The organism is Streptomyces sp. NPDC025651, from assembly GCF_055558735.1.
The window spans coordinates 237654-264234 of sequence record NZ_JBVHLZ010000009.1 but is presented as its reverse complement, the minus strand read 5'-3'; the positions used below and the strand labels follow the sequence as shown (position 1 = coordinate 264234).

Sequence of the window (26581 nt, the reverse complement as noted above, 5' to 3'; positions counted from 1 at the left end):
ATGAGCAACAGCACCACTGAGCCGGTACAGCCGCTCTCCACCGAGCAGTTGTCCGCCACCACCCTGCTGCGGTTCGCCACCGCCGGATCCGTCGACGACGGCAAGTCCACCCTGGTGGGCCGCCTGCTGCACGACTCCAAGTCGGTCCTCACCGACCAGCTGGAGGCCGTGGAGCGCGCCTCGGCGAGCCGCGGCGCCGACGCCCCCGACCTGGCGCTGCTCACGGACGGCCTGCGGGCCGAGCGGGAGCAGGGCATCACCATCGACGTGGCGTACCGCTACTTCGCCACGGCCCGGCGCCGGTTCATCCTCGCCGACACCCCGGGGCACGTGCAGTACACCCGGAACATGGTCACCGGCGCGTCCACGGCCGACCTCGCCGTCGTCCTGGTCGACGCCCGCAACGGCGTCATCGAGCAGACCCGCAGGCACGCCGCGGTCGCGGCGCTGCTGCGCGTCCCGCACGTCGTGCTCGCCGTGAACAAGATGGACCTCGTCGCGTACGACGAGACGGTCTTCGCGCGGATCGCCGAGGAATTCACCTCGTACGCCGGGGAGTTGGGCGTTCCGGAGATCACCGCGATCCCGATCTCCGCGCTCGCGGGCGACAACGTCGTCGAGCCGTCGTCGAACATGGACTGGTACGGCGGCCCGACCGTCCTCGAGCACCTGGAGACGGTCCCGGTCAGCCATGACCTGACCTCCTGCCACGCGCGCCTTCCCGTGCAGTACGTGATCCGCCCGCAGACCGCCGAGCACCCCGACTACCGGGGCTATGCGGGGCAGATCGCGGCGGGCACGTTCCGGGTCGGCGAGTCCGTGACGGTGCTGCCCTCGGGGCGGACCTCGAAGATCTCCGGGATCGACCTGCTGGGCAAGCCGGTGGACGTGGCGTGGACGCCGCAGTCCGTCACGCTGCTCCTCGACGACGACATCGACATCTCCCGCGGTGACCTGATCGTGCCGAGCGGCGACACCCCGCCCACCACGCAGGACATCGAGGCGACCGTCTGCCATGTCGCGGACACCGCGCTGAGCGTCGGCCAGCGGGTGCTGCTCAAGCACACCACCCGCACGGTCAAGGCGATCGTCAAGGAGATCCCGTCCCGGCTCACCCTCGACGACCTCTCACAGCACCCGGAGCCGGGTCAGCTGGTGGCCAACGACATCGGCCGTGTGAAGGTCCGCACCGCCGAGCCCCTCGCGCTCGACGCGTACGCCGACTCGCGCCGCACCGGATCCTTCCTCCTGATCGACCCGGCGGACGGCACGACGCTCGCGGCGGGCATGGCGGGCGACGCCTTCGCCACGCCCGCCGACGAGGACGACTCCGCGGCGGACGACGCGGGTTGGGACTTCTGACCATGACCTACGTCGACGTGTTCGCGACGTTCGCGAAAGAGGGCGGCCGCATCGGCAGCGGCGCCCTCGGCAGCGGGCAGGGCGGAGTCGCGCGATGTGCGGCGTGACGCCCTTGGCGGGGCAGGTGCACGCGCACCGCTCGCGCGCCCACGCCCGCCCCTGCCTCGCGGGCACTTCCGTACGAAGACGAAGACCTGCCGACCTCCCGGCCACGACCTGACGGCGTGAGACCGGGCCAACGAGAGGACCACCTCCCGTGCCTGCACCACGCACCCGACTCGCCGCCCTCGCGGCCCTGCCCCTGTTGGCCCTGGCGCTCGGCGCCTGCGGCTACGGATCCGAAGCGACCGACACCGACGGCAAGGCCGAGATCGCCGAGGGTGCCGAGAAGATCGACGGTCTGGACAGCGTGAAGATCGGGTACTTCCCGAACCTCACCCACGCCACCGCCCTGGTCGGCAACCAGGAGGGCCTGTTCCAGAAGGAGCTCGGCGGCACGGAGGCGAAGTACTCCCAGTTCAACGCGGGCCCCTCGGAGATCGAGGCGCTCAATGCGGGATCGATCGACATCGGCTGGATCGGCCCGTCCCCCGCCATCAACGGCTACACCAAGTCCCAGGGCAAGAACCTGCGGATCATCGGCGGTTCGGCGTCCGGCGGCGTGAAGCTCGTCGTGAACCCGAAGAAGATCAAGTCCCAGGACGACGTCAAGGGCAAGAAGATCGCGACGCCGCAGCTCGGCAACACCCAGGACGTGGCCTTCCTCAACTGGATCGCCGAGCAGGGCTGGAAGGTCGACGCGCAGAGCGGCAAGGGCGACGTGTCGGTGCTCCGCACCGACAACAAGATCACCCCGGACGCCTACAAGTCCGGCTCCATCGACGGCGCCTGGGTGCCGGAGCCGACCGCGTCCAAGCTGGTCGCCGAGGGTGCGAAGGTCCTCCTCGACGAGGCCGACCTGTGGCCGGACAAGAAGTTCGTGATCACGAACATCATCGTGCGCCAGGAGTTCCTCAAGGAGCACCCGAAGGTCGTCGAGGCCGTCCTGCGCGGCGCCGTGAAGACCAACGCGTGGATCGCGAAGAACCCCGAGAAGGCCAAGGCCGCCGCGAACGCCCGGCTGAAGGCGGACACCGGCAAGCCGCTGCCCGCCGAGGTGCTCGACCCGGCGTGGAAGTCCATCCGGACGACCAACGACCCGCTGGCCGCGACGCTCGACGCCGAGGCGGACCACGCGGTCAAGGCCGGCCTCCTGGAGAAGCCCGACCTGGGGGGCATCTACGACCTCGGTCCGCTGAACAAGGTCCTCAAGGCCGAGGGCGAGTCCCCGGTCGACGACGCCGGTCTCGGCGTCAAGTAGCCCGCCAAGCAGCCGAGTTCCCAGGAGGTGACGACCATGGCAACCACCCTCGCCAAGGCCGCGGAGGACACCCGCACCACGGCCGAGCACGCCGCCAGGATCGAGCACGTCTCGAAGTCCTTCGGCGGCCCCGCCGGACCCCAGCTCGTCCTCGACGACATCACCCTCGACGTCGCGCCGGGCGAGTTCGTCACCCTTCTGGGAGCCTCGGGCTGCGGCAAGTCGACCCTGCTCAACCTCGTCGCCGGGCTGGACGATCCGTCCGAGGGCACCATCACGACCGACGGCCGCCCGGCCCTGATGTTCCAGGAGCACGCGCTCTTCCCGTGGCTGACCGCGGGCAAGAACATCGAGCTCGCCCTCAAGCTGCGGGGGGTGCCGAAGACCGAGCGGCGCGAGCGCGCCGAGGAACTGCTCGAACTGGTCCGCCTGCAGGGCGCGCACCGCAAGCGGGTGCACGAGCTGTCGGGCGGCATGCGCCAGCGCGTGGCGATGGCCCGGGCGCTCGCCCAGGACAGCCGACTCCTGCTGATGGACGAGCCGTTCGCGGCGCTGGACGCGATCACCCGGGACGTCCTGCACGACGAGCTGACCCGCATCTGGCGCGAGACCGACGTCTCCGTCCTCTTCGTCACGCACAACGTCCGCGAGGCCGTGCGCCTGGCCCAGCGCGTCGTGCTCCTCTCCTCGCGCCCGGGCCGGGTGGCGCACGAGTGGCGGGTCGACATCGAGCACCCGCGCCGCATCGAGGACACCGCCGTGGCGGAACTGTCCGTCGAGATCACCGAACAACTGCGTGGGGAGATCCGCCGCCATGGCAAGCACTGAGACGTCCACGCCGCTCAAGGAGTCCGAGGAGGGCCAGGACCTCGCGGGTCTGGAGGCGGGCCTCGACGCGCTGGAGTCCGGCGCGGGCCCCACCCGCACCCCGGTGCGCCAGGTCCTGGTCCAGAAGGTGCTGCCGCCGCTGACCGCCGTCCTGCTCGTCCTCGTGGTCTGGCAGGCGCTGGTCTCCTTCAAGATCGTCGACGATCCGACCAAGCTGCCCGCGCCGTCCGCCGTGTGGGACGAGGTGTCCGAGGCGTGGCTGCAGGGCACCCTGCTCGACTACATCTGGACGTCCGTCTCGCGCGGCCTGCTCGGCTTCCTCTTCGCCCTCGCGATCGGCACGCCGCTCGGCCTGATCGTGGCGCGGGTGCGGTTCGTGCGGGCCGCGATCGGGCCGATCCTCTCCGGCCTGCAGTCGCTGCCGTCGGTGGCCTGGGTGCCGCCGGCCGTGATCTGGCTGGGACTGAACAACCAGATGATGTACGCGGTGATCCTGCTCGGCGCCGTGCCCTCCATCGCCAACGGCCTGGTCTCCGGCGTCGACCAGGTGCCGCCGCTGTTCCTGCGCGCGGGCCGCACGCTCGGCGCGACGGGACTGAAGCACACCTGGCACATCGTCCTCCCCGCCGCCCTGCCCGGCTATCTCGCGGGGCTCAAGCAGGGCTGGGCGTTCTCCTGGCGCTCGCTGATGGCCGCGGAGATCATCGCGTCCTCGCCCGACCTCGGCGTGGGGCTCGGCAAGCTCCTGGAGAACGGCCGCAACGCCAGCTCCATGTCCCTGGTCTTCCTCGCCATCTTCCTCATCCTCATCGTCGGCATCGCCATCGACCTGCTGATCTTCAGCCCGCTGGAGCGGCACGTCCTGCGCGGCCGCGGCCTCCTCGTGAAGAGCTGATCCGCCATGCACCGACCCGTCCTGCTGGTCATCGCCCACGGCAGCCGCGATCCGCGGCACGCCGCGACCGTGGGTGCCCTGGTGCGCGCGGTGCGGTCGCTGCGGCCCGGGCTGCGGGTGGAGACGGGCTTCCTGGACTTCAACGCCCCCACCGTCACCGGGGTGTTGGAGCGGCTCGCCGCGGAGGGCGTACGGGATGTGGTGGCCCTGCCGCTGCTCCTGACGCGCGCGTTCCACGCGAAGGCGGACATCCCCGCGGTGCTGCGCGAGGCCCCGCCCGCCCTGCGCATCCGGCAGGCGGCGGTGCTCGGCCCGTCCCCGCTGCTCCTGTCCGCACTGGAACAGCGGTTGTACGAGGCGGGGTTGGACCCCGCCCAGAAGTCCTCGACCGGGGTCGTGCTGGCCTCGGCGGGGTCGTCGGACCCGGAGGCGATCGCAGTGATCGCTGACATCGCGCGGGAGTGGCGGCGTACCGGTTGGTGCGCCGTGCGGCCTGCGTTCGCCTCCGCATCTCTGCCGCGCACGGAGGACGCCGTGCGCGAACTGCGGGCCGTGACAGGGGTGCGCCGGGTGGCCGTCGCCCCCTACGTGCTCGCCCCCGGCTTCCTGCCGGACCGCATCGCGCGGGGCGCCGCCGACGCCGACGTACTGGCCGACGTCCTCGGTCCCGCCCCGGCGGTGGCACGGCTCCTCGTGCGGCGCTACGACGAAGTCCATGCCCCTGGCACCTGCCAAGTTCCTCCTCTGGCGCGGATTCCCGCACTGGCCTAGCTTGTGGGTTCATGACCCCGAGCCGATCCCGCACACTGTGGCTGCGGACCGAACCCCTGCACGCGGTGATCTACTTCGAGGAGCGCTGCCGCGGCCTCGGCAGGGCGGTGGGCCTCAAGGGCTTCTGGATGGGGTACTTCGCCGCCCGCACCGCCCCGATGGGCCGGGTGGGCCCCGGGGTCGCCGCGGCGGCGCTCGGCGTCTTCGCTCCCGGCATGGTGGCGCGCTCCCTGCCGTCGGCCTGGGAGTACGCCTCACCGGACCGGGTCGTCGAGGAACGCGCCCGCCTCGCGGCCCGCGCCCTGCGCGAACTCCTCCCCGACGCCGACGCGTTGGCGTCCCAGGTCAACGAACCCCTGGCATTCCTGGTCGAGGACGCGCCGCCGCTCGCCCGCCCGCTCTTCGCCGCCAACCGCGATCTGACCCGGCGCTCCGACCCGGTGGAACGGCTGTGGCAACTGGCCACCTGCGTACGCGAGTTCCGCGGCGACGCCCATGTCGCCGTACTCGCCGCCCACGGCCTGGACGCCCGTGAGTCCCTCGTCCTGGCCGCGGCGACCGACCGCGTGGACCCCTCCGGCATCCGCCAGGACCGCGGCTGGAGCGAGGAGGAGTGGGCGGCCTCCGTGGACCGCCTGCGCGTCCGCGGCCTGCTGGACCCCTCGGGCCGCGTCACCGAACAGGGCGTCACGGAACGCGAGCTGATCGAGGACGACACGGACCGCCTCGCCGACCGCCTGCTGCGCCCCCTCTCCCCCACGGAGACGGACGCCCTCCTGGCGGCCCTGGAACCCCCGGCCCGCCGCATCCTGGACTCGGACGTCCTGCCGTTCCCGAACCCGATCGGGCTGCCGCGGACGGCGGGCTGAGCGGAATTGGCTTGCGGCGTCCCCCACCCCCCTCTACCGTCACGCGGATGACACCCGAACTGCGGTCCGAACGGCTCTCCCTGTCCCCCTACGTCGCCTCCGACGAGGCGGACTTCGTCTCGCTGTTCCAGGACGAGGCCGTGGGCCGCTGGTTCGGGGACGGGATGCAGAGCGCCGAGGACGACCGCGCGCTGTTCGGCAGGCTGTTCAGCCTCGTCTACGCGGAGGAGCGCTTTCCCGTGTGGGCGGTCCGGTACGAGGGGCGCTATGTCGGCCACGCCGAGATCAAGCCGTCGCCGGAGGAGTGGCTCGAAGGACACGAGATCGTCTACGGCCTGACCAGGGAGAGCTGGGGCCTCGGCCTCGGCACGGAGCTGGCGCGGCTCCTGACCTCGTACGGGCACGAGACCCTGCACCTGGCCGAGGTGCACGCGACCGTCGACTCGGAGAACACCCCGTCCCTCTCGGTGCTCAAGCGCCTCGGCTACACGCAGACGCGGGAAGTACCGGAGGAAAACGGCAGAACGACCCTGCAGCTCACTTCACGCCTCCCATAGCCCCGCAACCCCGATGATCCTGCAGCGCATGCGCCCGGGCCTCGCACACGGGCGCCACGCCGAACAGCGATCTACCCCGCATCGAACGGCGTCGCCTGGTGGAACCAGAGGCGCCAGCCGCTCTCCGTACGCCGCCACAGCGAACTGCGGTGTGCGGTACGGCCGTTGCTGTCCGTGTCGAAGGTCAGGTGCACCACGTCGTCGGCGAGCTGCACACCGCGCATGCGACAGGTCGTGACGGGGCGGCCGCCGGGCGCCGGGGCCTGGGTGAGGACCCGCACGATCGACTCCCGGTCCCACCGCGCCCCGGACGCCCCGAACTCGGTGAACTCCGGGTGCAGCAGCGCCCCGAAGAGCTCGGGCGAGGCGCGCACCTCGGGGTCCAGGAGGCGCAGCTCGCCCTCGATGGCGGCTTCGACGGCGGGGGTGCGACCGGCGGAGGACTGTTCGGAGAACTGCTCGGAGGACTGCTCAGACACGGGTCATCTCCACTAGCCGGGTGACGGTGTTCCAGTTGCGGGTGGTGGCGATGAGCCCCTTGTTCAGGGCGGGTCGAGCCAGCCGCTCGGCGAGCTTGGAGCAGCCGAGGCCTTGGGGCGCGTACAGGTACAGGACGCGGTCACCGAGCCCGAACTCCTCGGGCAGGAAGGCGGCTCGGTCGACGGCGGCGAAGCGGTCCGGCTCGACGGGCGCGGAGAAGTAGGTGACGTGCAGCTGCTTCGCCTCCAGCTCGGCTGCGGGGAACGGGCAGGCGTCGGCCACCGCCTCCAGATACGCGCCGTCGCGCACCAGGACGTCCACGGCGAGGCCGAAGCGCTCCTCGATCGCCGCCCCGACCTCGGCGGCCAGCGACTCCTCGTCGCCCCGGTCGGCGGTGAAGACCGCGTTGCCGCTCTGCAGATACGTCCGTACGCCGTCGAGGCCGAGCCCTTCCAGGAGCGCCCGGAGCTCGGCCATGGGCACCTTCTTGTGGCCGCCCACGTTGATGCCGCGCAGCAGCGTCGCGTAAGTCCTGATCGCCATGCGCACACCATAAAGCGGCCGCCGTGCCCCGTGGGGGTGGGCACGACGGCCGCGGCTCAAGCGGCGGCGAGATTACTCGACGACCTTCAGGAGCTTGTTGGGCGTGCCCTCGCTCGGGTTGCTGATCTTGTCCGGGGTCGCACCGTCGGTCAGCGCCTTGGCGACGTCCTCGGGCTTGGCGTCCGGGTGGGCGGCGACGTAGACGGCGGCGGCGCCCACGACGTGCGGGGTCGCCATCGACGTACCGGAGATGGTGTTGGTGGCGTCGTCACCGGTGTTCCAGGCGGACGTGATGTCCGAGCCGGGGGCGTAGATGTCCACGACGGAGCCGTAGTTGGAGAAGTCCGACTGCTCGTCGTCCTTGGTGGAGGAGGCGACCGTGATGGCCTCCTTCACGCGGGACGGGGAGCCCTGACCGGCGTCGGTCGACTCGTTGCCCGCGGCGACCGCGAAGGTCACGCCGGAGGCGATGGACTTCTTGACGGCCTCGTCGAGGGCTTCGTCGGCGCCGCCGCCGAGGCTCATGTTGGCGACGGACGGGCCCTGGTGGTTCTTGGTGACCCAGTCGATGCCCGCGACGACCTGCTCGGTGGTGCCCGAGCCGTTGTCGTCGAGCACGCGGACGGCGACGATCTTCGCCTTCTTGGCGACGCCGTGCGCCTCACCGGCGATGGTGCCGGCGACGTGCGTGCCGTGGCCGTTGCCGTCGTCGGCGTTGTCGTCGTTGTCGACGGCGTCGAAGCCGGACGTGGCGCGGCCGCCGAAGTCCTTGTGGCTGACGCGGACACCGGTGTCGATGACGTACGCGGTGGCGCCCTCGCCCCCGGCGTCGGGGTAGGTGTACTTCTTGTCGCCCGCGGTGTCCGCCTGGTCGATGCGGTCAAGGCCCCACGACGGCGGGTTGTCCTGGGTGGCGTCGATGGTGAACTTCTTCGACTGGACGACCTTGCCGACGGCCGGGTCGGCGGCCAGGCGCTTGGCGTCGGTCTCGCTCAGGCCCTTGGCCGAGAAGCCGTTGATCGCGGAGGAGTAGTTGCGCTTCAGCTCGCCGCCGTACTCCTTGGCGAGGTCGGACTTGGCGTCCTTGCTGGCCTTCTCGTCGAGCATCACGATGTAGCTGCCGGCGACGGCGCCCTTGGCGTCCAGGCCGTACACCTTGCCCTCGGCGGGGGTGGCCGCGCCGGCGAAGGAGGTCGCGAAGACGGTGACACCGACCGCGGTGGCGGCGGTGGCTATCGCGGCGGTGAGCTTCATCGTGCGGGCACGCTTGTGAGTTGCCATGAAGAGGGGTCTCCTCAGTGCTGTGTGGGGGGATGTGTGGGGGGTATTCAGCTGTCTTCCCAAGGGCCTGTCGTGACAACAAGTTCGTTGCGACACCCCTTGAGGGCCGGAAGATCTCCGGGTGTTGGGACGAAACCCTGTCTGATTGACGCGCGCAGATCAATACCTACATACAGCTGTGACTTGTTCAACAAGGTTCCGTAATAACAAACCGGACCCCGCCCGAAGGATCGGACATCTGGGGCCACAGTCACCCCAACTCCGGGTAACAGGAGGCACTTTGTGCCGCATGAGCAGCGCCGGGCGGGCTGGAGGAAACCAGCCCGCCCGGCGCATGGAAGAAGGATGCGGAACAGATACAAGACAGAGCGGGACAGACAGGGGGCGCGAATCAGGCCGCCGCGACGACTTTCTGCTCCTCGAAGGAGTCGATCGTCCGCGTGAAGTCACGCGTCGAGAGCAGCAGCTTGTAGATGATGGCGAGTTCGAAGACCAGAAGGAGCGCCCCGGAGACGATCGTCGCGGGGATCACCGCGTCGAAGAGCGGGCCGATCATGAAGACGCCCATCTGGAACTCGATTCCGCTCACCAGGTGCGCGCGGATGCGGTGGCGCAGCAGGAACGAACGGACCCGCAGATAGGCGGGGAACTTCCGCCGGAACTCCTGGTGCAGATCGATCACCTGGGCCTTGGGCGCCGGTGCCGCCTCCCCGTCGGCACCGGCCTCCTCGGCGGGACGCTCGGCGTGGTCGGCAGCGGCGTAGCCGGCCTCACCCGCGGCCCTCTGCAGGTCCTGCTCGATGTCCGCCGAGGGGTTCTCCCGCAGCAGGTCCTCCATGAAGGCGAGCTCCGCCTCGTTCTGCGCGCGCTTCGCGGCCCGCATGCGCGCCTTGATCTGCTTGCGCATGGAGTGGCGGATCTTGAAGATCTCCAGCGAGTTGATGTACCGCAGGGTGTCGAGGGCCACGACGGCGAGCGCGAGCCAGATGTAGAGGGTGTCGCCGGTGCGGTGGTACTGGCCGCCCATCAGCGCGACGCCGCACACCATGACGCGGATCCGGTCGAAGACGAAGTCCAGCCAGGCGCCGAACACCGAGCCCTGCCCGGTGAGCCGGGCGACCTTGCCGTCCATGCAGTCGAGGATGAAGCTGAGGTGGTAGATGACGGCACCGAGCGCGAGCCAGCGCCACTCGCCGAGCGCGAAGCACGCGGCGGAGCCGAGGCCGAGGAGGAACGCGCCCCAGGTGATCTGGTTGGGCGTGATTCTCGTACGCATCGCGGTGAGCCGCACGAGCGGCGTGGCGACCGGGTCGACAAGCAACACGGTCCACCACGCGTCGCGCTTCTTCTGGGTGATGCGGCGCACCTCGGCGAGGGGCGGTATGTCTCGACGCATGGGGGTCAACTTCCTGGCGTTCGACGAAAGTTCACCCCACGCTAGGAAGGCGTTCGCGCAAGGAACAAGATCTCTCCCGTGCAACCTTTGACCGGGGGTAACGGTCAACCTTTCAGGACGAGTCAATGGCCCTTCCAGGACAGTGCCGCGTTACCGGAGCGTTACCGAATGACCGGGACGTTACCGAAACGCGTCACGGAGCGTTACGTCAGCCGCGCGCGGCCCGCGCCTTCACCAGCTCCTCCTCGATGAGGTCGGCCGCCGTCCTGGTGCCGCCCTCTCCTGCCATCGAGGCCTGGATCTCGCCCAGCCTGCGGGCGACTTCGGGGTCCCCGGCCAGCGTGAGGACGGCCTCGCGCAGCGTCTCCGCGGTGGCCTCCGCCATCGGCACGTGCCGGGCGACACCGAGACCCTGGAGCATGTCGGCGTTGCCGAACTGGTCGACGGCCTGCGGCACGGCCACCATCGGGGTGGCGGTGGCGAGCCCCTCCTGACTGCCGCCCGCGCCGGCGTGCGTGATGAAGGCGTCGGCCTTCTTCAGGACCGCCAACTGCGGTACCCAGTCGCGTACTTCCACGTTCGTGGGCACGTTCCCCAGCTCGCCCGCGTCGACGTGCTTGCCGACCTGGAGCACCACGTGCCAGCCGGGCAGGTCGCCGAAGGCGCGGATGCACTCGCGGTAGAACCCGGGCTGCTTGGTGAAGGACGACCCCAGCGAGACGAGCAGCACCTTCTCGGCACCGGCGGGCCGCTCCCAGTCGCCCTGCACGGCACGGTCGCCCTGACAGGCGCCGACGAAGGTGTGCACACCCTCGTCGACCCGGTCGGCGTTGGGCTGCAGCGCCTTGGGGATCAGCACGAGGGAGCGGGGCGGCCGGCCGACGAAGGGGTCGGGGTGCTGGGTGATGCCGTTCTCCGCGAGCCAGGCGATGAAGCGGGCGTAATACGCCTGGCCGCGCTCGGTCGTCTTCAGCTCCGCGTACATCGGCTCGGCGACCTCCTCCTCGTATCCCTCCCAGGCCACCAGGTTCGGCGAGAGCGAGATCTCGGGGACGCCCCAGCGGCGGGCGAGGACGCGCGCCGGGTAGGAGGTGATGTCGTACAGGACGAGTTCGGGCTCGTCCCCTTCATAGGCCGCGGCGAGCTCCGGCAGGACCTGGATCGCGTCGGCGAGGAACGGCTCGATGTTGTCGATGAGTTCGGTGCCCCAGGCCTCCGGGTCGTCGTCCGGCGAGGGCAGCGTCGTGGTGTAGAGCCGGGGCTCGGCACCGGTCTCCGCGACCTTCTCCTCGAAGGCGTGCGGGATGGCGTACGTGACGCGGTGGCCGCGGGCGACGAGCTCACGGATCACTTCGAGGCTCGGGTTCACGTGCCCGTGGGCGGCGATCGAGAACATGGCGATATGGGCGGGCCGGGGTGAGGTCATGACCGGACCTTAAGCGAGACGATACGTCTCGTGCAACTCTGTTCGCGGTAACGCGGCCCCTACTCCGCGCCCCCGTCACCGGCCGCGGCCTCGTTGTAGCGCAGCAGATACTCGGCGAACCGCGACAGATCCGGACCGCTCCACCCCTCCAGGCGCTCATGGAAGGCGATCCGGCGCGCCTCGCCGACCTGCGCGAGGACCTCGCCGCCCCGGTCGGTGAGGTGCAGCACGTGCACCCGGTGATCAGTCGGGTCCAGGCGCCGCTCGACGAGCCCGGCCTTCTCCAGCGCGCCGACCTGCCTGCTGATCGTCGACTTGTCGAGCGTGTAGTGCGCGGCCAGGTCCGTGGCCCGGCAGCCCCCCTGGTGCTCCAGGTGGCTGAGCAGCGTGAAGGACACGAGCGAGAGCTCGGGGTGCATCCGCGCGGCGGTGGCGCGCGCCCGCCGGGCGAACGCGGTCATCTCCCGCTGGATGATCTCGATGGACTCGTCCCGGCCCCCCGGCCGGGACCCGTCTCGGTCGGTCACGTTTTCTCCCTCTCCACGAATGGTTGTAGAGTACAACATCGAACTCTGTTGTACATGCCAACCATCTGTTGGGCATCAACCACTCGACCACCGGAGAGATCCATGTCCGCCACCGCGGAACCCGCCCCCGGACTGCGCGCCGCCCTGCGCCACGTCCTCGTCCACCTGGTCACGCCCCTGCTGATGTGCCTCGGCATGGGCCTCGCCTACATGGGCGCGTTCGTCACGCCCGAGCCGCACGACATGCCGATCGCCGTCGTCGGCTCGGGGCCGCAGACCCAGGTCCTCGCGCAGACCGTCAAGGACAAGGCGGGCGACGCGCTCGACGTACGCACCCTCGCCACCCGCGCGCAGGCGGTCGACGCCCTCAAGTCCCTGGACATAGCGGGCGCCTACCTGCCCGACGCGAAGGCGCCCGAGCTGATCGTGGCCTCCGCGGGCTCCGACATGAGCGCGATGGCGGCACAGAAGATCTTCACGCCCGTCGCGGCGAAGCAGGGCGTGCCCCTGAAGGTCACGGACGTGGCCGCGCCGGTCGAGGACGACCCCACGGGCCAGGGCCTGTTCTTCCTGCTCGTCGCCGTGAGCATCGGCTCGTACGCGTCGGTGGCGGTGCTCGGCGCGGCCGGGGCCGGGCTGCGGATGCGGGCCCGCGCGGGGCTCGTCGTGGGGGTCTCGCTCGCCGTCAGCCTGATCGGCGCGGCGCTCGCGGGGCCGGTCTTCCACCTGGTGCACCAGGGCCTGTGGGGCGTGTGGGCGATGTGCTGGCTCTACTCGGCGGGCGTCCTGTTCATCGGCGTGGGCCTGCACACCTTCCTCAAGCGCTGGACGACGCTGGCGATGATGGTGCTCTTCGTGATGCTCAACTTCACGACGTCCGGCGGGCTCTTCAGGCCCGAGCTGCAGAACGGCTTCTTCGGCTCACTGCACGCGTTCTGGAACGGCGCGGGCTTCGTCGAGGGCATCCGCAGCCACCTCTACTTCGGCGGCCACCAACTGGACCGGCACGTCTGGACGTTGACGGGCTGGCTGGCGCTCGGCCTGCTGCTCGTCGGCGTCGCGGCCCTGTGGGAGCGGCGGCAGCGCACCGCCGCCGTCCCCGCCGCGCGGCACGCGGCGGGGCGGGGGGCCCAGGAGCGCGAGGCCCAGGAGGAGGAGATGGAGGAGTCGGTGGCCGTCTGACGCCGCACGGCGCCGCACGGCGCCGCAGGAGCGCTTCGGCCGGTCCCGGTCCTCGTCACACCGGCAGGCGTGACGAGGACCGGGACCGCTCGGGTACGGACGACTCCTCCGGCCCCCGGTGGCCCCGCGTCCGGCCGGACCTGCGCGGCCACCACAGACCGCGGCCGAGGAGGGCGGCCAGGGCGGGCACCAGCACGAGGGAGAGCACGAGCGAGGACAGGAGGATCCCGAGCCCGGTGGCGAAGCCGATCTCCTGTGTGGCGGGGCTCGCGGCCAGCCCGGCGAAGGAACCGGCGAGCACGATCCCGGCCGTGGCGATGGCGGGCGCGGTGTGCCGCACCGCTTCGGCCACCGCGTGCCGCGCCCCGCCCGGCTTCGCCGTTTCCTCCCTGATCCGGTCGGTGATCAGGATGTTGTAGTCGGTCCCGAGGGCGACGACGAAGAGGAAGAGCACCAGGGGCAGCGTGAACGAGACCCCGGGCCGGTCCAGGCCGCTCTGGAAGACCAGCGTGCTCGCGCCGAGCGTGGCCACGAACCCGAGCCCCACCGCGATCATCAGCACCACGGGGGCGAGCAGGGAGCGCAGCAGCAGGAAGAGGATCACGGCGATCAGCAGGGCGGCGACCGGGAACACCAGGCGCAGGTCCTTCTCCACCGCCGTCGAGATGTCGGCGTAGACCGCGGCCGTTCCCGTGACATGCGCCTGCGTGCCCTGCGGCGCGGTCTTCGCGGCGGCGGCCCTGACGGGGCCCGAAACCAGGTCGCGCGCCTTCTGCGTGTCGGACCGCACGCTCAGGAACAGATCGACCCGCGCGGCCGTGCGGTCCTTGCTGAGCACCGGCTCGCCCACCTTGCCGACGCCCTCGGCCCCGGCGAGGGCGCGGGTCATGCCGGTGAGCGAACTCGCCTCGATGTCACCGCCGTTCGTGCTCCGTACGTACACGGTGTGCGGGTCGGAGACTCCCGCGGGCAGGCTGCGGGAGATCTGCTCGGCGGTCCTGACGGCGGCGGTCTCGGGCATGCCCTGCTGGTCGTAACTCATCTTCATGCCGAGCGCGCCCGCGCCGAGCGCGCCGAGCAGCACCAGGCTGCCGAGAACGTACCGCAGCGGCCTGCTGCTCACCGCCTGCCCCAGGCGTGCGCCGAAGCCGCCGGTGCGCTCCTCCTGCCAGGCCCGTGAGGGCCAGAACATGCCGCGCCCGAGCACGGCGAGGAGCGCGGGCATGAGCGTGAGGCTCGCGAGGAGCATCACGAGTACGGAGATCGCGATGGCGGGGCCGAGGACCCGGAACTGCCCGAAGCTCGCGAGGCCGAGGGTCGCGAAGGCCGCCACGATCGTCAGCGCCGCGGACGTGATCGCGGCCCCCACGCGCCCGGTCGTCGCGGCCGCGGCCGTCCGGGCGTCCTGCTCGGGGTGGTTCCGCAACTGCTCCCGGAAGCGGAACAGCAGAAAGAGGAAGTAGTCGATGCCGATGCCCAGCAGGACGACACCGATCAGTGAAGGGGTGGACGGGTCGAGTCGGATGTCGAAGAGCTTCGCCGCGCCGACCACCGCCCCCGACGCGACACCGCCGATCAGCGCCACGGCGATCAGCGGCACGAGCGCGGCCGCCGGGCTGCGGAACACCAGCACGTTCAGGAGGACGATGAGGCCCATCGTCAGGCTGCCGATGACCTTCCCCGTCGTCTCCTCCGCGTCCGCGTCGTCCACTCTGGAAGCGATGCCGCCGGTGAATCCGACGCGCAGGTCGGCGCGGGCGAACTCGTCCTTCGCGGTGTCCCGAAAGTTCCTGTAGACGTCCTGCAGGCCGGGGTCGTCGGGATTCCCGTCCAGCGAGACGGTGAGGAGCCGGAAACTCCCGTCCGGGGCCACGGCGCCCGCCGAGACCCGCGGGGTCTGGGAGTGGTCCCTCATCAGCCCTTCGGGCTCCGGCGCGATGATCCGCCGGTGACCGAGGTCGGCCGCGGTGCCCGCGATCCGCCGCTGGTCCTCCGGGGTGAGCTTCCCGCCGTCCTCCCTGGCGACCAGCACGGTCAGGGCGTTGGCGTCGGGCTTGGTGCCGAACTTCTCCTCGGCGGTGCGCAGCGCCACGGCCGAGTCGTACTTCTTGGGCAGGAAATCCCCGGCCTGGGAGTCGGTCACGTCGTACATCAGCGCTTGTCCCCCGAACGACAGCGCCGCTCCGAGGACGGTCCAGACGAGGACCATCAGCCATCGATGTCGGGTGGAGAACGAGGTCAGCTTGCGGATCATGCCGACAGGTCATCACGCGGGGGTTCTTGAGCACGTCGGCCGCCGGGAGGGGACGCGTCCGGGACGCGGGTCCGGTGATCCGGTGCGGGCAGTACCCCGGTACTGGGGGAAGAACCACCTCCGCGCCGATCCCCCGCCCGGCGGGCCGGGATGTAATGGTGCGGCCCGATCTGTTCCATCTGCTCGACTTGGAGGCGCCCGGATGGGTCGCGACTTCTTCCCTCCGGTGCCGCCCGCGGGCGGGGCACGGCCGACGCCGGGCGACGTCCTGGTCGCCGTCGTCACGGTGGGGCTCGACGTGCTGGCCTACCTCGCCCCCGGTGCGGAGGGCACGGGGGCGCCGGTCACCCTCCCCGGTGTGCTGTTGGTCGTCTCCTCCGTGCTCCCGCTGCTCTTCCGGCGCCATCACCCCGTGCCGGTGCTCGGCGCGGTGCTCGCCGTGCAGTTGGCCGGCAACCTGGGCCTCGCCGTCGACCCGGGTACGCCGATGACCAACAGCTACGGCGGCGCCGTCGCGGTGGCGCTCTACACCGTGGCCCGGTACGGCGAACGGCGTACCGTCGCGCTGGGCGTCGCGGCCACCGTTCCCGTACAGCTCGTGCGGTACGGGCACAACGACCTGCCCCTTGTCGGGGTGGGCATCACCGACGTACTGCTCACCCCGTGCGTCATCGTCGCCGTGGGCCTGGCCGTGCGGCAGTGGAAACGGCAGCTGGACATCAACCGCAGGCTCCTCGCCGACCGCGCGGTGACCGAGGAGCGGCGCCGCATCGCGCGGGAGCTCCACGACATCGTGGCCCACCACATCACCACCATGTATCTGATGTCCGGCGGGGCCAGGTCGACGCTGGACCGCGACCCGGAGACGGCCCGCGAGGCCCTGATGACCCTGGAGGAGTCGGGGCGCACGGCGCTCCAGGAGATGCGCCAGCTCCTCGGGGTGCTGCGCAGCACCGACGCCCCGGAGGAGGCGCCGTCGGAGCCGCAGCCCGGGGTGGACGGCATCGAGCGGCTCGTCGCCGATGCCACCGCCGCGGGTCTGCCGACCGAGTTCCACGTCACCGGGCAGCCCCGCCCGCTGCCGATGACCGTCGGCCTCACCCTCTACCGCATCGTCCAGGAAGCGTTGACCAACGCCCGCAAGCACGCGGGTCCCGCCCGCGCCACGGTCCGGCTCGCCCATCTGGAGGGCCGCGTCACCGTCGAGGTGACCGACGACGGCGCCGGTGACGGCAGGGCCCCCGACGGGAGCGGTGGAGGCGGCGGATACGGTCTGCTGGGCATGCGCGAACGCGTCGCCCTGCACGACGGCTCCCTGCAGGTCGGCAGCCGTGAGGACGGCGGGTTCCGGGTGGCGGCGAGCGTGCCCCTGCCCGCGGCGACGTACAAGGCGACGTACAAGAAGGACGGGACCCGATGACCACTCCCACCGAGTACGGGCCCGGGAGCGAGCCCGAGCCCGCAGCCGGGCCCCGAGCCGAGCCCGGAGCCGCCGACATCACCGTGCTCATCGCGGACGACCAGCCGCTGGTGCGCCGCGGCCTGTCGCTGATCCTGCTCTCGGACCCCGCGATCCGGGTCGTCGGGGAGGTCGGCGACGGCGAGCAGGCGATCGCCGCGGCCCTCGAACTCCGCCCCGACGTGGTCCTGATGGACATCCGCATGCCGGTGCTCGACGGGGTCAGGGCCACCGAGCGCCTGACCGCCGAGCTGCCCCGGTGCCGGGTCCTCGCGCTCAGCACCTTCGACATGGACGAGCACGTGGTCGGCGCGCTGCGGGCGGGGGCCTCGGGCTTCCTGCCCAAGGACGTCTCGCCCGAGGAGCTGGTGGCGGCGCTGCGCACCGTCCACCGCGGCGAGGCGGCGGTGGCGCCTCGGCTGCTGACCCGGCTCATCGCCACGTTCGTGGCCCCGGCTCCGGCCGCACATCCGCCCGCCTCGGACCTCTCCCGCCTCACCCCGCGCGAGGTCGAGGTGCTCCGCCTGATCGCCTCGGGCCTCGACAACACCGAGATCGCGCGGCGGATGGAGATCGGCGTCCAGACCGTGAAGAACCACGCCTCCGGCATCTTCGCCAAGCTGGGTGTACGCGACCGGGCGCAGGCGGTCATCGCGGCGTACGAGACGGGGCTCGTGCGGGCGGGACAGGGGAACGGGGCCGGTCTCTGAACGCCCGGCGCGGTACCGGGCGCCCCGTCAGGGGCGCGGGGAAGTGCGCGCCCAGCCCCCACCGAGCCGCAGGTCGATCACCGCACCCCGGCAAAGCGCTCACCGCTGATAGCGCGCGAGCACCAGGTTGCCGTCCTCCACCAGCCGTTTCCTCAGCTCGTCCAGGCCGATCGCCCCGCTGTAGTACTCCTGGAGCGCGGGGGTCGCGACCTTGTCCTTCCACTCCGGGTAGCCGCGGACGGACTGGGCGGGGGCCGAGCGCAGGTCCTTCGCGAGGGCCGTGCCCGCGGCCCAGTCGTCCTTCTTCGTGTGCAGTGCCGGGTCCTTCAGGGCCTCCTGGCCGGTCGGCAGCATCCAGTCGCCGCGGGCGAGCTTCACCATGTTCTCCGGCCGCAGGAAGAAGTCGATGAACTCGGCCGCCTCCTTCTTGTGCGGGCTGTCCTCGGAGACCGACAGGGTCTGCGGGCTGACGCCCTGCGCGAGTCCCTCCTTGCCCGCCGGGGCCGGAAGCACCTGCCAGTCGAAGCCCTCGGGGGCCTGCTGGACGATCTGCTGACGGTACGAGAAGCCGAGCGGGACCATCGCGTACTTCCCCCCGAAGAAGCCGGGCAGGGTGTCGGACCCGCCCATGCCGAGCGTCGTGCCCGACGCGCTCCTGTCGATGTTGACCTGGTCGTGGACCGTGCGCGGCATGATCTCGTCGGCCTCGTCGAAGCGGACGTCGACCTTGCCGTCCGCGCCGCGGTGGAACATCTTTCCGCCGGTCGACAGGGAGAGGTTGAGCGTGGCGGAGACCGGCTCCTTCAGCGGCCAGGCGACGCCGTACTTCCCGTCCGTGCCGTCGCCGAGCTCCTTGGTGATCTTCCTGAACTCCCGCCAGCTCCACGGCTTCTCGGGGGTCGGGACGCGGACGCCCGACTCCTTCAGCCACGTCGCGTTGGCGATCAGGACGCGCGGCTCCTGCAGGAACGGCACGCCGTAGACCTTGTCCTTGAAGGTCGTCGTCTCCCAACTGCGCTGCGGGATGTCGGACTTCAGCCGCTCGGGGAGCAGCCCGGTGAGGTCGGCCAGATAGCCGCCGTACGCGAAGTCGGCGAGGTCGTCGGAGGCGTCGTGGATGATGTCCGGGGCCTCGCCGCCCTCGAAGGAGGTGAGCAGCTGGTCGTGGACGCTGTCCCAACTGCCCTGGACGTACTCGACCTCGACGTCGGGGTGGGTGGCGTTCCACTCCTCGACGAGTGCCTTGTTGGCGTCGACGGACTCCTTCTGCCAGGCCAGGGACTGGAACTGGAGCGTGATCTTCCCGTCGTCGTCGCCGGAGTCGCCGCTGCAGCCGCTCAGCAGCAGCGCGAGGGCGGCGGCCGCGGCCGCCGCCGGCCGTCGGGTCGTACGCATCAGGCCTTCACCGCCCCTGCCAGCATGCCGCCCGTGATCCGCTTCTGGATGATCGCGAAGATGACCAGCGAGGGGATGGTCGCGAGGAACGCGGCCGCGGCGAGCGGCCCGAGGTCCGCGACGCCCTCCGTGCCGATGAAGCGGTTGAGGATGACCGGCAAGGTCTGTTTCTCCGGGGTCTTGAGCAGGACGAGGGCGAAGAAGAACTCGTTCCACGCGGTGATGAAGGCGAACATCGCGGTGGCCACGACGCCGGGCGCGAGCAGCGGCGCGACGACCGAGACGAACGTCCGCACCTTGCTCGCGCCGTCCACCGCCGCCGCCTCCTCCAGCTCCGCGGGCACCGCGCGGACGTATCCGACGAGCATCCAGAGCGCGAAGGGCAGCGACCACACCACGTACACCATGATCAGACCGAGCAGCGAGTTGATCAGGTGCAGGTTCTTCAGGATCAGGAACAGCGGGATGATGATCAGGACGAACGGGAACGCCTGACTGATCACCACCCACCCCGTCGCGGCCTTCGCGAGGCGGGTGCGGTGACGCGCCATCACATACGCCATCGGGGTCGCGATGACGACCGCGATCAGTGCCGCGCTGAGCGCCGCGATCAGGGAGTTGCCCGCGGCCTGGAGCAGCGGCTGCTCGTCGAAGGCCTGGCGGAAGTTCTCCAGCGTCGGGTCCTCGGGGATCCAGGTGGGATGCAGACTGCCCAGTTCCCGCGCGGGCTTGAAGGCCGTGGAGATCAGCCAGAGGAACGGGAAGGCGAGAAAGACCAGATAGGCGGCGAGCGCGAGGTACTGCGCGGCGCGCGTCGTCCTCTTCGTACGCATCATGCCTCGTCGCCTCCCTTCAGGCGGCCCACGAGGTAGAAGGCGAGGATCACGGAGATCACGGCGACCATCACACAGCCCATGGCCGCGGCGTAGCCGAACTGGCCGTAACGGAACGCCTCTTCGTAGGCGAAGAGCATGGGCAGGCGGGTGCGGCCGCCGGGGCCGCCCTGGGTGAGGACGTAGACCAGGGCGAAGGAGTTGAAGTTCCAGATGAAGTTGAGCGCCGTGATGGCGAGGGCGACCGGCTTGATCGCGGGCCAGGTGACGGTGAGGAAGCGGCGCCACGCGCCCGCGCCGTCCATCGCGGCCGCCTCGTGCAGTTCGCGCGGAGTGTTCTGCAGGCCGGCGAGGAGCGCGACGGTGGTCTGCGGCATGCCCGCCCAGACACCGACGACGATCACCGCGAGGAGCGCGGTGGCGGTGCCGGTCAGCCAGTCCTTCCCTTCGCCGAGGCCCAGGTTGGAGAGCGTCTCGTTCAGCACGCCCGCGTCCGGGTGGTAGACGAGCCGCCACATGATGCCGACGACCACCTCGGGCATCGCCCAGGGAATGATCGCCAGCGCCCGCGCCAGCCAGCGGAAGCGCAGGTTCTGGTTGAGCAGGAGCGCGAGACCGAGCGCGAGCAGGAACTGCGGCACGGTGACGCCGAACGCCCACAGCAGGCCGATCCGGAACGAGTCCCAGAACAGCGTGTCGTGCAGCAGGTCCTGGAAGTTGAGGGCGCCGACCCACTGGGTGGGCTCGGTGCGGCCCGACTGGGAGTCGGTGAACGCCAGCGCGATGCCGTAGAGGAGCGGTCCCACGCTCAGGACGAGGATCGGGATCAGCGCGGGCAGCACGAGGAACCACGCGCCGTGGTCCGCGGGTCTGCGGCCCTGCGTGCCTCTCGCTGACCGCTTCGTCGCGGTCGCCAATGTCACGGAATCGGCTCCTTCGGGCGGCTCGGCGTTCTCATGGCGGTCCACTGCGGCCCCGCGTCCCGCAAGGGGCGCGGGGACTGCGCGACCAGCCACATCGGATCCGCAGATGACGTACCGCTCTTCCGGCGGAGCGCTCGGGCGGTCCGGCCGCCCTGGCGGCCTCCGTCATCGTGCTGATGTGACCTTGATACGTCAAGCAGCCGCGCGCCCCTCGCACGGCTGCTGGCCTGTGCTGATGCGAGACTGTGCGCGAACGGCAACGGGTGCGGGAGGCAAGGGATGGACGAGGCACGGGCGCGGGACGTCCTGGACGCGGCGGATCTGAAGGGCGGGGCGGACGGGGCCCGGCTGCTGGCGCTCGGCGAGAACGCGGTGTTCGCCGCCGGGGAGCTCGTCGTCAAGGTCGGCCGCGGAGCCCCCGAACTCCTGGACAGGGCCCGGCGCGAGCTGGACGTCGCGCAGTGGCTGGAACAGGCGGGCGTCCCCGCCGTGCGGGCCGCCGAGCCCGAGGCGCGGCTCGTGGACGGTCATCCGGTGACGCTCTGGCACCGGCTTCCCGACGCCGTACGGCCCGCCGAGCCGCGTGACCTCGCCTCGCTGCTCCGCCTCGTGCACGCACTGGAATCCCCCTCCTTCGAACTGCCGCGCCGTGAACTGCTCGGCGGGGTGGAGCGCTGGCTGCGGCTCGCGGGCGACGCGATCGACCCGGCCGACGCGGAGTACCTGCGGGAGCGGAGGGACGGGTTCGCCTCCGCCGCCGCGGCATTGGTCCCGCGTCTCGCGCCGGGCCCGATCCACGGCGACGCGCTGCCGCGCAACGTCCTGGTCGGTCCCGAAGGGCCCGTCCTCGTCGACCTGGAGACCTTCTCCTTCGACCTGCGGGAGCACGACCTGGTCGTCATGGCTCTGTCCCGTGACCGGTACGGGCTTGCGCCGGAGGCTTATGACGGGTTCGTGTCGGAGTACGGGTGGGATGTGCGGGAGTGGGAGGGGTGTGCGGTGCTGCGGGGCGCCCGGGAGACCGCGAGCTGCGCGTGGGTCGCGCAGCATGCGGCCACGAGTCCGAAGGCCTTGGCGGAGTTCCGGCGCAGGGTGGCGTCGCTGCGGGACGGGGACGCCGAGGTTCGCTGGTATCCCTTCTGAACGCCTGCCCACAGCAGTGACGTCTAGCTCTGTGCCCGGAGGGGCCAGTCCCCCTCCACCACCGCCTCCGCGTTCCCCTTCTTCCTGAGGAAGCTCTGGAAGTCCGCCGCCCACTGCGCGTACCACTCGACCTGGCGGCGGTGCAGTTCCGCCGGGCCGAGGGAGGCGATCTTGGGGTGGCGGTCGGCTATCGCGCAGGCGAGGCTCGCCGCGGCCTGGGCGTCCGCCGCGGCGTCATGGGCGGACTCCAGGGCCACGCCGTACTCCTCGCAGACCGCCGCGAGGTTCCGCTTGCCCCTGCGGTAGCGGTCCACCGAGCGGTCGATGGTGTACGGATCGATGACCGGGCCCGGGTCGATGCCGCCGAGGCGGTCGCTGAGCGACGGCAGGCCGTGCCGCCGCAGCTCCGCGGAGAGCAGGCTCAGGTCGAAGACCGCGTTGTACGCGACAACCGGGACGCCCGACTGCCAGTACGAGACCAGGACGTCGGCGAGGGCGTCCGCCACCTCGGCGGCGGGCCTGCCCTCGGCGGCCGCTCGCTCGTCCGTGATGCCGTGCACGGCCACCGCTTCCGCGGGGATCGGGACGCCCGGGTCCGCGAGCCAGGTGCGGCGGCCCAGCGTCTCGCCGGCCTTGACCTCGATCACCGCCCCCGTGACGATGCGCGCCTCGCCCGGGTCCGTCCCCGTCGTCTCCAGGTCGAAACCGATCAGCAGCTCCCGGTGCCAGCCCATGGCCGCCCCCTTCTTCGTGGTGCTTTCCCCCAGTGACCACCACGATCCCATGCGCCACTGACAATCCGAGGGCCGCGTTCCGCTTCGCCCGTCCGCGTGGTCACGACACCGGCCGCGAGTCCGCCCAGGCCAGCTCGAACTCCTCGCGATACGTCGAGAAGAGCCCGCCCTCGCCCGAGTCGCCCGGCCGCACCACACGGCCGCCGCCCCGCAGCACGAGCACCGGCGCCTCCATCCCGCGCGTCCTGCGCAGATAGGACTGGACGACCGCGATGCCGTCCGCGCCGTCCCCGTCGACCAGGTACGCGGTGAAGCGCGGCGTCTCGTCGAAGACCTGGATCTCGAAGGCCCCGGGGTCGCGCAGGCGGGCCCGCACCCGGCGCATGTGGAGGATGTTCATCTCGACGGAGCGGCTCATCTCGCCCTTCTTGATGCCCAGTTCCCGCTCCCTGCGCTTGACCGCGCTGCTCGCCGGGTTGAGGAAGAGGAGCCGTACCCGGCAGCCGGACTCGGCGAGCCGGACGAGGCGGCGCCCGGAGAAGTTCTGCACGAGGAGGTTGAGGCCGATGCCGATCGCGTCGAGTCGGCGGGCGCCGCCGAAGAGGTCCTCCGCGGGGAACTGCCGCAGCAGCCGTACGCGGTCGGAGTGCACGCCGACCACGTCCGCGTACCGGTCACCGACGAGGTCCTCGACGGCGTCGACGGGCAGGCGCCGCGCGGAGGGCGTGTCGGTGCCCGCGCCGAGTATGTCCAGGAGTCTGGCCGAGGCGCGCTCGGCCTGGGCGAGGACCGTCTCGGACAGGGCGCGGTTGCGGGAGACGACGTTGCGGGTGACCTCCAGCTCGTCCAGGGCCAGTTCGACGTCGCGCCGGTCGTCGAGATAGGGCTCGAAGCACGGCCAGTGCTGCACCATCAGCTCGCGCAGCTGCGGCAGCGTGAGGAAGCTGAGGACGTTGTCGTCGGCGGGGTCGAGCAGATAGCCCTTGCGGCGGCTCACCTCGCGCACGGCGACGGCCCGCTGGACCCACTCCTGTCCGGCGGGGCCCGCGGCGGCGACGACCCAGTCGTCGGCGTGGACGGGTTCGTACACGGGACGCAGAACAGCGGCCACGACCGCGCGCAGCCGCTGTTCCACCAGATTCAGCCAGATGTAGGCCCGACCGGCGCGCTGCGCGCGGGTGCGGACCTCGCGCCAGGCGTCGGCGCCCCAGTCCAGTTCGGGTCCGATCTGGGATCCCATCTCCATCGGCCGTGCCAGGGACACCGCTCCGGGTGGAACGTCCGCGGAGCTCCCCTCGTGACCCTCGTCACCAGGGGGCAGCTCCCGCCCACCCGAGCTCACCCGCACACCCGCCTTCCGCTCCCCCGAGCACTCCCCCGGTCAACGATCAAGGAAGGGTACTCCGGGAGCGGCCGGCGGTGCAGCCCGATGGGAAGGGTGGTTTCTCAACCACCCAGCGGGGGCTGGCCGTTCTGGTTCGCGAGGTCCTGCGGAGTGAGCGGGCTCATAGCGGTGACGTCGCGCGCGGCGAGCGAGAAGCCCTGCCAGTGGACCGGCATGGGCTGCTGGTCCTCGTCACGGGCGATGTGGTGGAAGCCGATGTGCACCCAGGTGACCGGGTGCGTGAGGCTCTGGCCGTTCACCCACTTGTCGACGCTGTCCGGGGTGCCGTTGGGGCAGCCGGGGTTGTTGCTCGCGTACTGCTCGCACTTCTTGTACTGGGTGAAGTACACGTCGTGCTTGGTGAACTCGCGGCCCGCGTGCTTGTTGCTGGGGCCCGGCACGATCTCGTACGAACGGGGGTGGCCGTCCTTGTTCTTGCCGGCCCCGCTGACCACACGCCACCAGCGCATGTCCTTGCGGTCGCCCGCGAGCTCCTTGGTGACCTTGGTGCGGGTGGTCTTCGTGGTCGGGCTGCCGTCGCCGGTGGGCGGGGTGACCTTGGAGTCGTACTGCTCGACCTTGGCCTTCGGGGAGCCGTCGAGGCCGAAGTTGAGCCGCCAGAAGACGTTGTGCGCGTGGCTCTCCGCCTTGGCCTGGTCGCCCTTGCCGATGGGCCAGCCGCGGCTGTCGCCGCCGTCGTAGTCGAACGGGGAGAGGCTGCCGGTCGCGCCGACGTTGGACGTGATGGTGCCGTCCGAGGAGAACCGCCACTCGGTGATGTACTCGTACCAGGAGGCCTTGTTCACGGTGTAGACGAGCAGGTCCTTGCCCTGGCCGCTGTACACCTTGTCGGTGCCGCCCGTGGACCCGTCGTCGTTGAGGCGGTACGCGTGCCCACGCGCGCGCGTGGTGGTGCACAGACCCTTCACGTTGCCCCGGTGCGGGACCTTGACGGTCTTGATGGTGCCGCCGGGGCACTCTCCGGGGTTGAGGTCCTGCAGGGCCTGGCCGAAGTCGGTGCCGGTGACGTCGTCGTACTCGGACTCGCCGTCGTCGTAGGGGACATGAACCTGCGCGAGGCGGGCACTGGTGAGGACGGGTATCGGCTTGGGCTCGCCCTTCGGCTGGTAGCTGACCTTGTCGAGGACCAGGCCGGAGAGCGTGTTGTAGTGCCAGCACATGCGCCAGGTCGTGCCGCCGTCGACGGTCTGCTCGATCTTGTAGGCGTCGCTGCAGTCGGCTGCGGCCGCGGGGGCGTTCGGTGCGGCTTTGGGGGTGGCGGAGGCGGGTCCCGCGGTGGTCATGACGGTGCCGCCGAGGAGCGCGGAGACCGCGAGGGCCATCGTGGCCCTCTTGCGGGCGCGCGAAAGTCTGTTGACGTGCATGGTGGAGTGAACTCCCTCGTACGAGGAGAAGTTGATGTGTGGTGTCGAGCGCGGACGGCCGGGATCAGCCGAGGCGGCCCACCGTGCGGGTGCTCAGGTCCACGACGAGGGACCGGGTGTCGATCCACGGGCCGTTCTTGACCTTGGTGACGACCTGCAGGCACCGGTGCTTGCCGCACTCGGTGAGGGCGGAGGGCACGCGCTCCACGGTCTCCTTGCGGAACACCATTCCGCTCAGCTGCAGCTGGTCCGGGTTGGTCAGCGCCTTGCCCGTGGCGTGCTTGAAGTCCTTCTTCAGGCCCTTGCCGAGCTGGTCGGCGATCAGCAGCCTGGCGCCCTCGGCGAGCTCTTCCTGACTGGGCGGCGGCTGGACGTTCTGCGCGGTGGCCGTGTCGTCCACCTTGCCGGTCTCCAGATTGACCGTCTTGGTGATGACGGCGTCCTTCTTGTAGTCGTAGTAGACGACTTCGGCCCTGCGCGGGGCCGCTGCTCCGCCGTCACCCGGCTCCGGCTCGCTGAGGTTCGTGGACAGCAGCTGCGGGCCGCGGTCCCCCTCGACGTCCCGGGCACTGGAACGCATCTGGCCCGAAACCGACGCCTTCTCGGCGCGCTCGATCTCGTTGTCGGTCAGCGGGTCGCTGCCGATCCCCTTCTCACCCTCCTCGGGCGCGGCTTGCACGACGCCGTCCTTCGCCACGGCGTCCTGCTTCGCCGCTGCCGCGTTGGCCTGGCGGTCCCCCGAGCCGCCCGCCCCCGATCCCGGCAGATTGACGCCCACCAGCACGGCGGTCGCGGCGGCCACGACCGCCGTGCCCGCCACCACCTTCCCGAGGTGACGTCTGGCTATCTGTCGCACTTACTCCCCCTACTCCCCTGGCGCCCCA

At 71.0% G+C, this 26581-nt stretch carries 25 protein-coding genes; 11 read left to right on the top strand and 14 right to left on the bottom strand.

Annotated elements, in window-relative coordinates; all coding sequences use genetic code 11:
• From ACZ4D5_RS29895 to ACZ4D5_RS29865, 7 genes are all read left to right on the top strand, one after another.
• Positions 1–1362 carry a sulfate adenylyltransferase subunit 1 gene (locus ACZ4D5_RS29895; protein WP_467775546.1) on the top strand — a complete coding sequence of 454 codons (1362 nt, stop codon included), beginning with the start codon at positions 1–3 and terminating at the stop codon, positions 1360–1362.
• A gap of 256 nt (positions 1363–1618) precedes the next feature.
• Positions 1619–2722, top strand: a complete 1104-nt coding sequence (locus tag ACZ4D5_RS29890) for an aliphatic sulfonate ABC transporter substrate-binding protein (protein WP_467775545.1) — start codon at positions 1619–1621, stop codon at positions 2720–2722.
• 36 nt (positions 2723–2758) lie between these two features.
• A complete protein-coding gene (locus tag ACZ4D5_RS29885) occupies positions 2759–3550 on the top strand; it encodes an ABC transporter ATP-binding protein (protein WP_467775544.1) in 792 nt (263 codons plus the stop codon).
• Entirely contained in the window at positions 3537–4445 is a 909-nt protein-coding gene (locus tag ACZ4D5_RS29880; protein ID WP_467775543.1) for an ABC transporter permease, read from the top strand. Before ACZ4D5_RS29885 ends, ACZ4D5_RS29880 begins: the two co-directional genes overlap by 14 nt.
• A 6-nt stretch (positions 4446–4451) precedes the next feature.
• The gene (locus ACZ4D5_RS29875) at positions 4452–5216 is read left to right on the top strand and encodes a sirohydrochlorin chelatase (protein ID WP_467775542.1); all 765 of its coding nucleotides are present in this window, start codon (positions 4452–4454) and stop codon (positions 5214–5216) included.
• A gap of 11 nt (positions 5217–5227) precedes the next feature.
• Positions 5228–6085, top strand: coding sequence for an SCO6745 family protein (locus ACZ4D5_RS29870; protein WP_467775541.1), 858 nt, complete (start codon positions 5228–5230; stop codon positions 6083–6085).
• A 47-nt stretch (positions 6086–6132) separates the two neighbouring features.
• A complete protein-coding gene (locus ACZ4D5_RS29865) occupies positions 6133–6642 on the top strand; it encodes a GNAT family N-acetyltransferase (protein ID WP_467775540.1) in 510 nt (169 codons plus the stop codon).
• 71 nt (positions 6643–6713) lie between these two features.
• On the opposite strand, the gene ACZ4D5_RS29860 is transcribed toward ACZ4D5_RS29865, so the two are convergent.
• The 6 genes from ACZ4D5_RS29860 to ACZ4D5_RS29835 all read right to left on the bottom strand — a co-directional run bounded on the left by ACZ4D5_RS29860 (position 6714) and on the right by ACZ4D5_RS29835 (position 12229).
• Positions 6714–7121 (bottom strand): nuclear transport factor 2 family protein, encoded by a 408-nt coding sequence (locus ACZ4D5_RS29860; RefSeq protein WP_467775539.1) that lies wholly within the window; start codon positions 7119–7121, stop codon positions 6714–6716.
• On the bottom strand, positions 7114–7665 hold the full coding sequence (locus ACZ4D5_RS29855; RefSeq protein ID WP_467775538.1) for a DUF1697 domain-containing protein: 552 nt from the start codon (positions 7663–7665) through the stop codon (positions 7114–7116). Before ACZ4D5_RS29855 ends, ACZ4D5_RS29860 begins: the two co-directional genes overlap by 8 nt.
• 72 nt (positions 7666–7737) lie before the next feature.
• Positions 7738–8946 carry a S8 family peptidase gene (locus ACZ4D5_RS29850; RefSeq protein ID WP_467775537.1) on the bottom strand — a complete coding sequence of 403 codons (1209 nt, stop codon included), beginning with the start codon at positions 8944–8946 and terminating at the stop codon, positions 7738–7740.
• Between the two features lie 391 nt (positions 8947–9337).
• Positions 9338–10342: a CDP-alcohol phosphatidyltransferase family protein gene (locus tag ACZ4D5_RS29845; protein ID WP_467775536.1), complete on the bottom strand. Its 1005-nt coding sequence runs from the start codon at positions 10340–10342 to the stop codon at positions 9338–9340.
• A 208-nt stretch (positions 10343–10550) separates the two neighbouring features.
• Complete coding sequence (gene mgt / locus ACZ4D5_RS29840; RefSeq protein WP_467775535.1) at positions 10551–11768, bottom strand: macrolide-inactivating glycosyltransferase; 1218 nt, start codon at positions 11766–11768, stop codon at positions 10551–10553.
• Positions 11769–11827: 59 nt separating this feature from the next.
• Complete coding sequence (locus ACZ4D5_RS29835) at positions 11828–12229, bottom strand: MarR family winged helix-turn-helix transcriptional regulator (RefSeq protein WP_467775691.1); 402 nt, start codon at positions 12227–12229, stop codon at positions 11828–11830.
• A 168-nt stretch (positions 12230–12397) separates the two neighbouring features.
• Between ACZ4D5_RS29835 and ACZ4D5_RS29830 the strand changes: the two genes are divergently transcribed.
• On the top strand, positions 12398–13477 hold the full coding sequence (locus ACZ4D5_RS29830) for a hypothetical protein (RefSeq protein WP_467775534.1): 1080 nt from the start codon (positions 12398–12400) through the stop codon (positions 13475–13477).
• 55 nt (positions 13478–13532) lie between these two features.
• On the opposite strand, the gene ACZ4D5_RS29825 is transcribed toward ACZ4D5_RS29830, so the two are convergent.
• A complete protein-coding gene (locus ACZ4D5_RS29825) occupies positions 13533–15731 on the bottom strand; it encodes an MMPL family transporter (RefSeq protein WP_467775533.1) in 2199 nt (732 codons plus the stop codon).
• A 202-nt stretch (positions 15732–15933) separates the two neighbouring features.
• Between ACZ4D5_RS29825 and ACZ4D5_RS29820 the strand changes: the two genes are divergently transcribed.
• Together ACZ4D5_RS29820 and ACZ4D5_RS29815 are read left to right on the top strand one after the other, a co-directional pair.
• On the top strand, positions 15934–17151 hold the full coding sequence (locus tag ACZ4D5_RS29820) for a sensor histidine kinase (RefSeq protein WP_467775532.1): 1218 nt from the start codon (positions 15934–15936) through the stop codon (positions 17149–17151).
• Positions 17148–17900: a response regulator gene (locus tag ACZ4D5_RS29815; protein ID WP_467775531.1), complete on the top strand. Its 753-nt coding sequence runs from the start codon at positions 17148–17150 to the stop codon at positions 17898–17900. Before ACZ4D5_RS29820 ends, ACZ4D5_RS29815 begins: the two co-directional genes overlap by 4 nt.
• A gap of 99 nt (positions 17901–17999) precedes the next feature.
• On the opposite strand, the gene ACZ4D5_RS29810 is transcribed toward ACZ4D5_RS29815, so the two are convergent.
• Genes ACZ4D5_RS29810 through ACZ4D5_RS29800 form a run of 3 tightly spaced genes read right to left on the bottom strand, consistent with a single transcriptional unit; the run spans position 18000 to position 21051 of the window.
• A complete protein-coding gene (locus tag ACZ4D5_RS29810) occupies positions 18000–19295 on the bottom strand; it encodes an ABC transporter substrate-binding protein (RefSeq protein ID WP_467775530.1) in 1296 nt (431 codons plus the stop codon).
• Positions 19295–20131, bottom strand: a complete 837-nt coding sequence (locus tag ACZ4D5_RS29805) for a carbohydrate ABC transporter permease (protein ID WP_467775529.1) — start codon at positions 20129–20131, stop codon at positions 19295–19297. Before ACZ4D5_RS29805 ends, ACZ4D5_RS29810 begins: the two co-directional genes overlap by 1 nt.
• Entirely contained in the window at positions 20128–21051 is a 924-nt protein-coding gene (locus tag ACZ4D5_RS29800; protein ID WP_467775528.1) for a carbohydrate ABC transporter permease, read from the bottom strand. Before ACZ4D5_RS29800 ends, ACZ4D5_RS29805 begins: the two co-directional genes overlap by 4 nt.
• Before the next feature lie 279 nt (positions 21052–21330).
• On the opposite strand from ACZ4D5_RS29800, the gene ACZ4D5_RS29795 reads away from it, so the two are divergent.
• On the top strand, positions 21331–22194 hold the full coding sequence (locus ACZ4D5_RS29795) for a phosphotransferase enzyme family protein (RefSeq protein WP_467775527.1): 864 nt from the start codon (positions 21331–21333) through the stop codon (positions 22192–22194).
• A 23-nt stretch (positions 22195–22217) separates the two neighbouring features.
• Here ACZ4D5_RS29795 and ACZ4D5_RS29790 read toward each other — a convergent pair whose 3' ends face one another.
• The 4 genes from ACZ4D5_RS29790 to ACZ4D5_RS29775 form a co-directional block, all read right to left on the bottom strand.
• On the bottom strand, positions 22218–22928 hold the full coding sequence (locus tag ACZ4D5_RS29790; RefSeq protein WP_467775526.1) for an exonuclease domain-containing protein: 711 nt from the start codon (positions 22926–22928) through the stop codon (positions 22218–22220).
• A 100-nt stretch (positions 22929–23028) separates the two neighbouring features.
• Positions 23029–24270, bottom strand: coding sequence for an SAV2148 family HEPN domain-containing protein (locus ACZ4D5_RS29785; protein WP_467775525.1), 1242 nt, complete (start codon positions 24268–24270; stop codon positions 23029–23031).
• Positions 24271–24374: 104 nt separating this feature from the next.
• A complete protein-coding gene (locus tag ACZ4D5_RS29780; protein WP_467775524.1) occupies positions 24375–25697 on the bottom strand; it encodes a copper amine oxidase in 1323 nt (440 codons plus the stop codon).
• Positions 25698–25761: 64 nt separating this feature from the next.
• Positions 25762–26553, bottom strand: coding sequence for a Tat pathway signal sequence domain protein (locus tag ACZ4D5_RS29775; protein WP_467775523.1), 792 nt, complete (start codon positions 26551–26553; stop codon positions 25762–25764).
• Between the last annotated feature and the right edge of the window lie 28 nt (positions 26554–26581).

Coding starts and splice junctions, on each gene's coding strand:
- ACZ4D5_RS29865 (WP_467775540.1), top strand. CDS start 6,133: ATGACACCCGAACTGCGGTCCGAACGGCTCTCCCTGTCCCCCTACGTC.
- ACZ4D5_RS29850 (WP_467775537.1), bottom strand. CDS start 8,946: ATGGCAACTCACAAGCGTGCCCGCACGATGAAGCTCACCGCCGCGATA.
- ACZ4D5_RS29855 (WP_467775538.1), bottom strand. CDS start 7,665: ATGGCGATCAGGACTTACGCGACGCTGCTGCGCGGCATCAACGTGGGC.
- ACZ4D5_RS29835 (WP_467775691.1), bottom strand. CDS start 12,229: ATGACCGCGTTCGCCCGGCGGGCGCGCGCCACCGCCGCGCGGATGCAC.
- ACZ4D5_RS29845 (WP_467775536.1), bottom strand. CDS start 10,342: ATGCGTCGAGACATACCGCCCCTCGCCGAGGTGCGCCGCATCACCCAG.
- ACZ4D5_RS29820 (WP_467775532.1), top strand. CDS start 15,934: ATGGGTCGCGACTTCTTCCCTCCGGTGCCGCCCGCGGGCGGGGCACGG.
- ACZ4D5_RS29895 (WP_467775546.1), top strand. CDS start 1: ATGAGCAACAGCACCACTGAGCCGGTACAGCCGCTCTCCACCGAGCAG.
- ACZ4D5_RS29880 (WP_467775543.1), top strand. CDS start 3,537: ATGGCAAGCACTGAGACGTCCACGCCGCTCAAGGAGTCCGAGGAGGGC.
- ACZ4D5_RS29805 (WP_467775529.1), bottom strand. CDS start 20,131: ATGATGCGTACGAAGAGGACGACGCGCGCCGCGCAGTACCTCGCGCTC.
- ACZ4D5_RS29830 (WP_467775534.1), top strand. CDS start 12,398: ATGTCCGCCACCGCGGAACCCGCCCCCGGACTGCGCGCCGCCCTGCGC.
- ACZ4D5_RS29790 (WP_467775526.1), bottom strand. CDS start 22,928: ATGGGCTGGCACCGGGAGCTGCTGATCGGTTTCGACCTGGAGACGACG.
- ACZ4D5_RS29795 (WP_467775527.1), top strand. CDS start 21,331: ATGGACGAGGCACGGGCGCGGGACGTCCTGGACGCGGCGGATCTGAAG.
- ACZ4D5_RS29885 (WP_467775544.1), top strand. CDS start 2,759: ATGGCAACCACCCTCGCCAAGGCCGCGGAGGACACCCGCACCACGGCC.
- ACZ4D5_RS29780 (WP_467775524.1), bottom strand. CDS start 25,697: ATGCACGTCAACAGACTTTCGCGCGCCCGCAAGAGGGCCACGATGGCC.
- ACZ4D5_RS29875 (WP_467775542.1), top strand. CDS start 4,452: ATGCACCGACCCGTCCTGCTGGTCATCGCCCACGGCAGCCGCGATCCG.
- ACZ4D5_RS29810 (WP_467775530.1), bottom strand. CDS start 19,295: ATGCGTACGACCCGACGGCCGGCGGCGGCCGCGGCCGCCGCCCTCGCG.
- ACZ4D5_RS29815 (WP_467775531.1), top strand. CDS start 17,148: ATGACCACTCCCACCGAGTACGGGCCCGGGAGCGAGCCCGAGCCCGCA.
- ACZ4D5_RS29870 (WP_467775541.1), top strand. CDS start 5,228: ATGACCCCGAGCCGATCCCGCACACTGTGGCTGCGGACCGAACCCCTG.
- mgt (WP_467775535.1), bottom strand. CDS start 11,768: ATGACCTCACCCCGGCCCGCCCATATCGCCATGTTCTCGATCGCCGCC.
- ACZ4D5_RS29825 (WP_467775533.1), bottom strand. CDS start 15,731: ATGATCCGCAAGCTGACCTCGTTCTCCACCCGACATCGATGGCTGATG.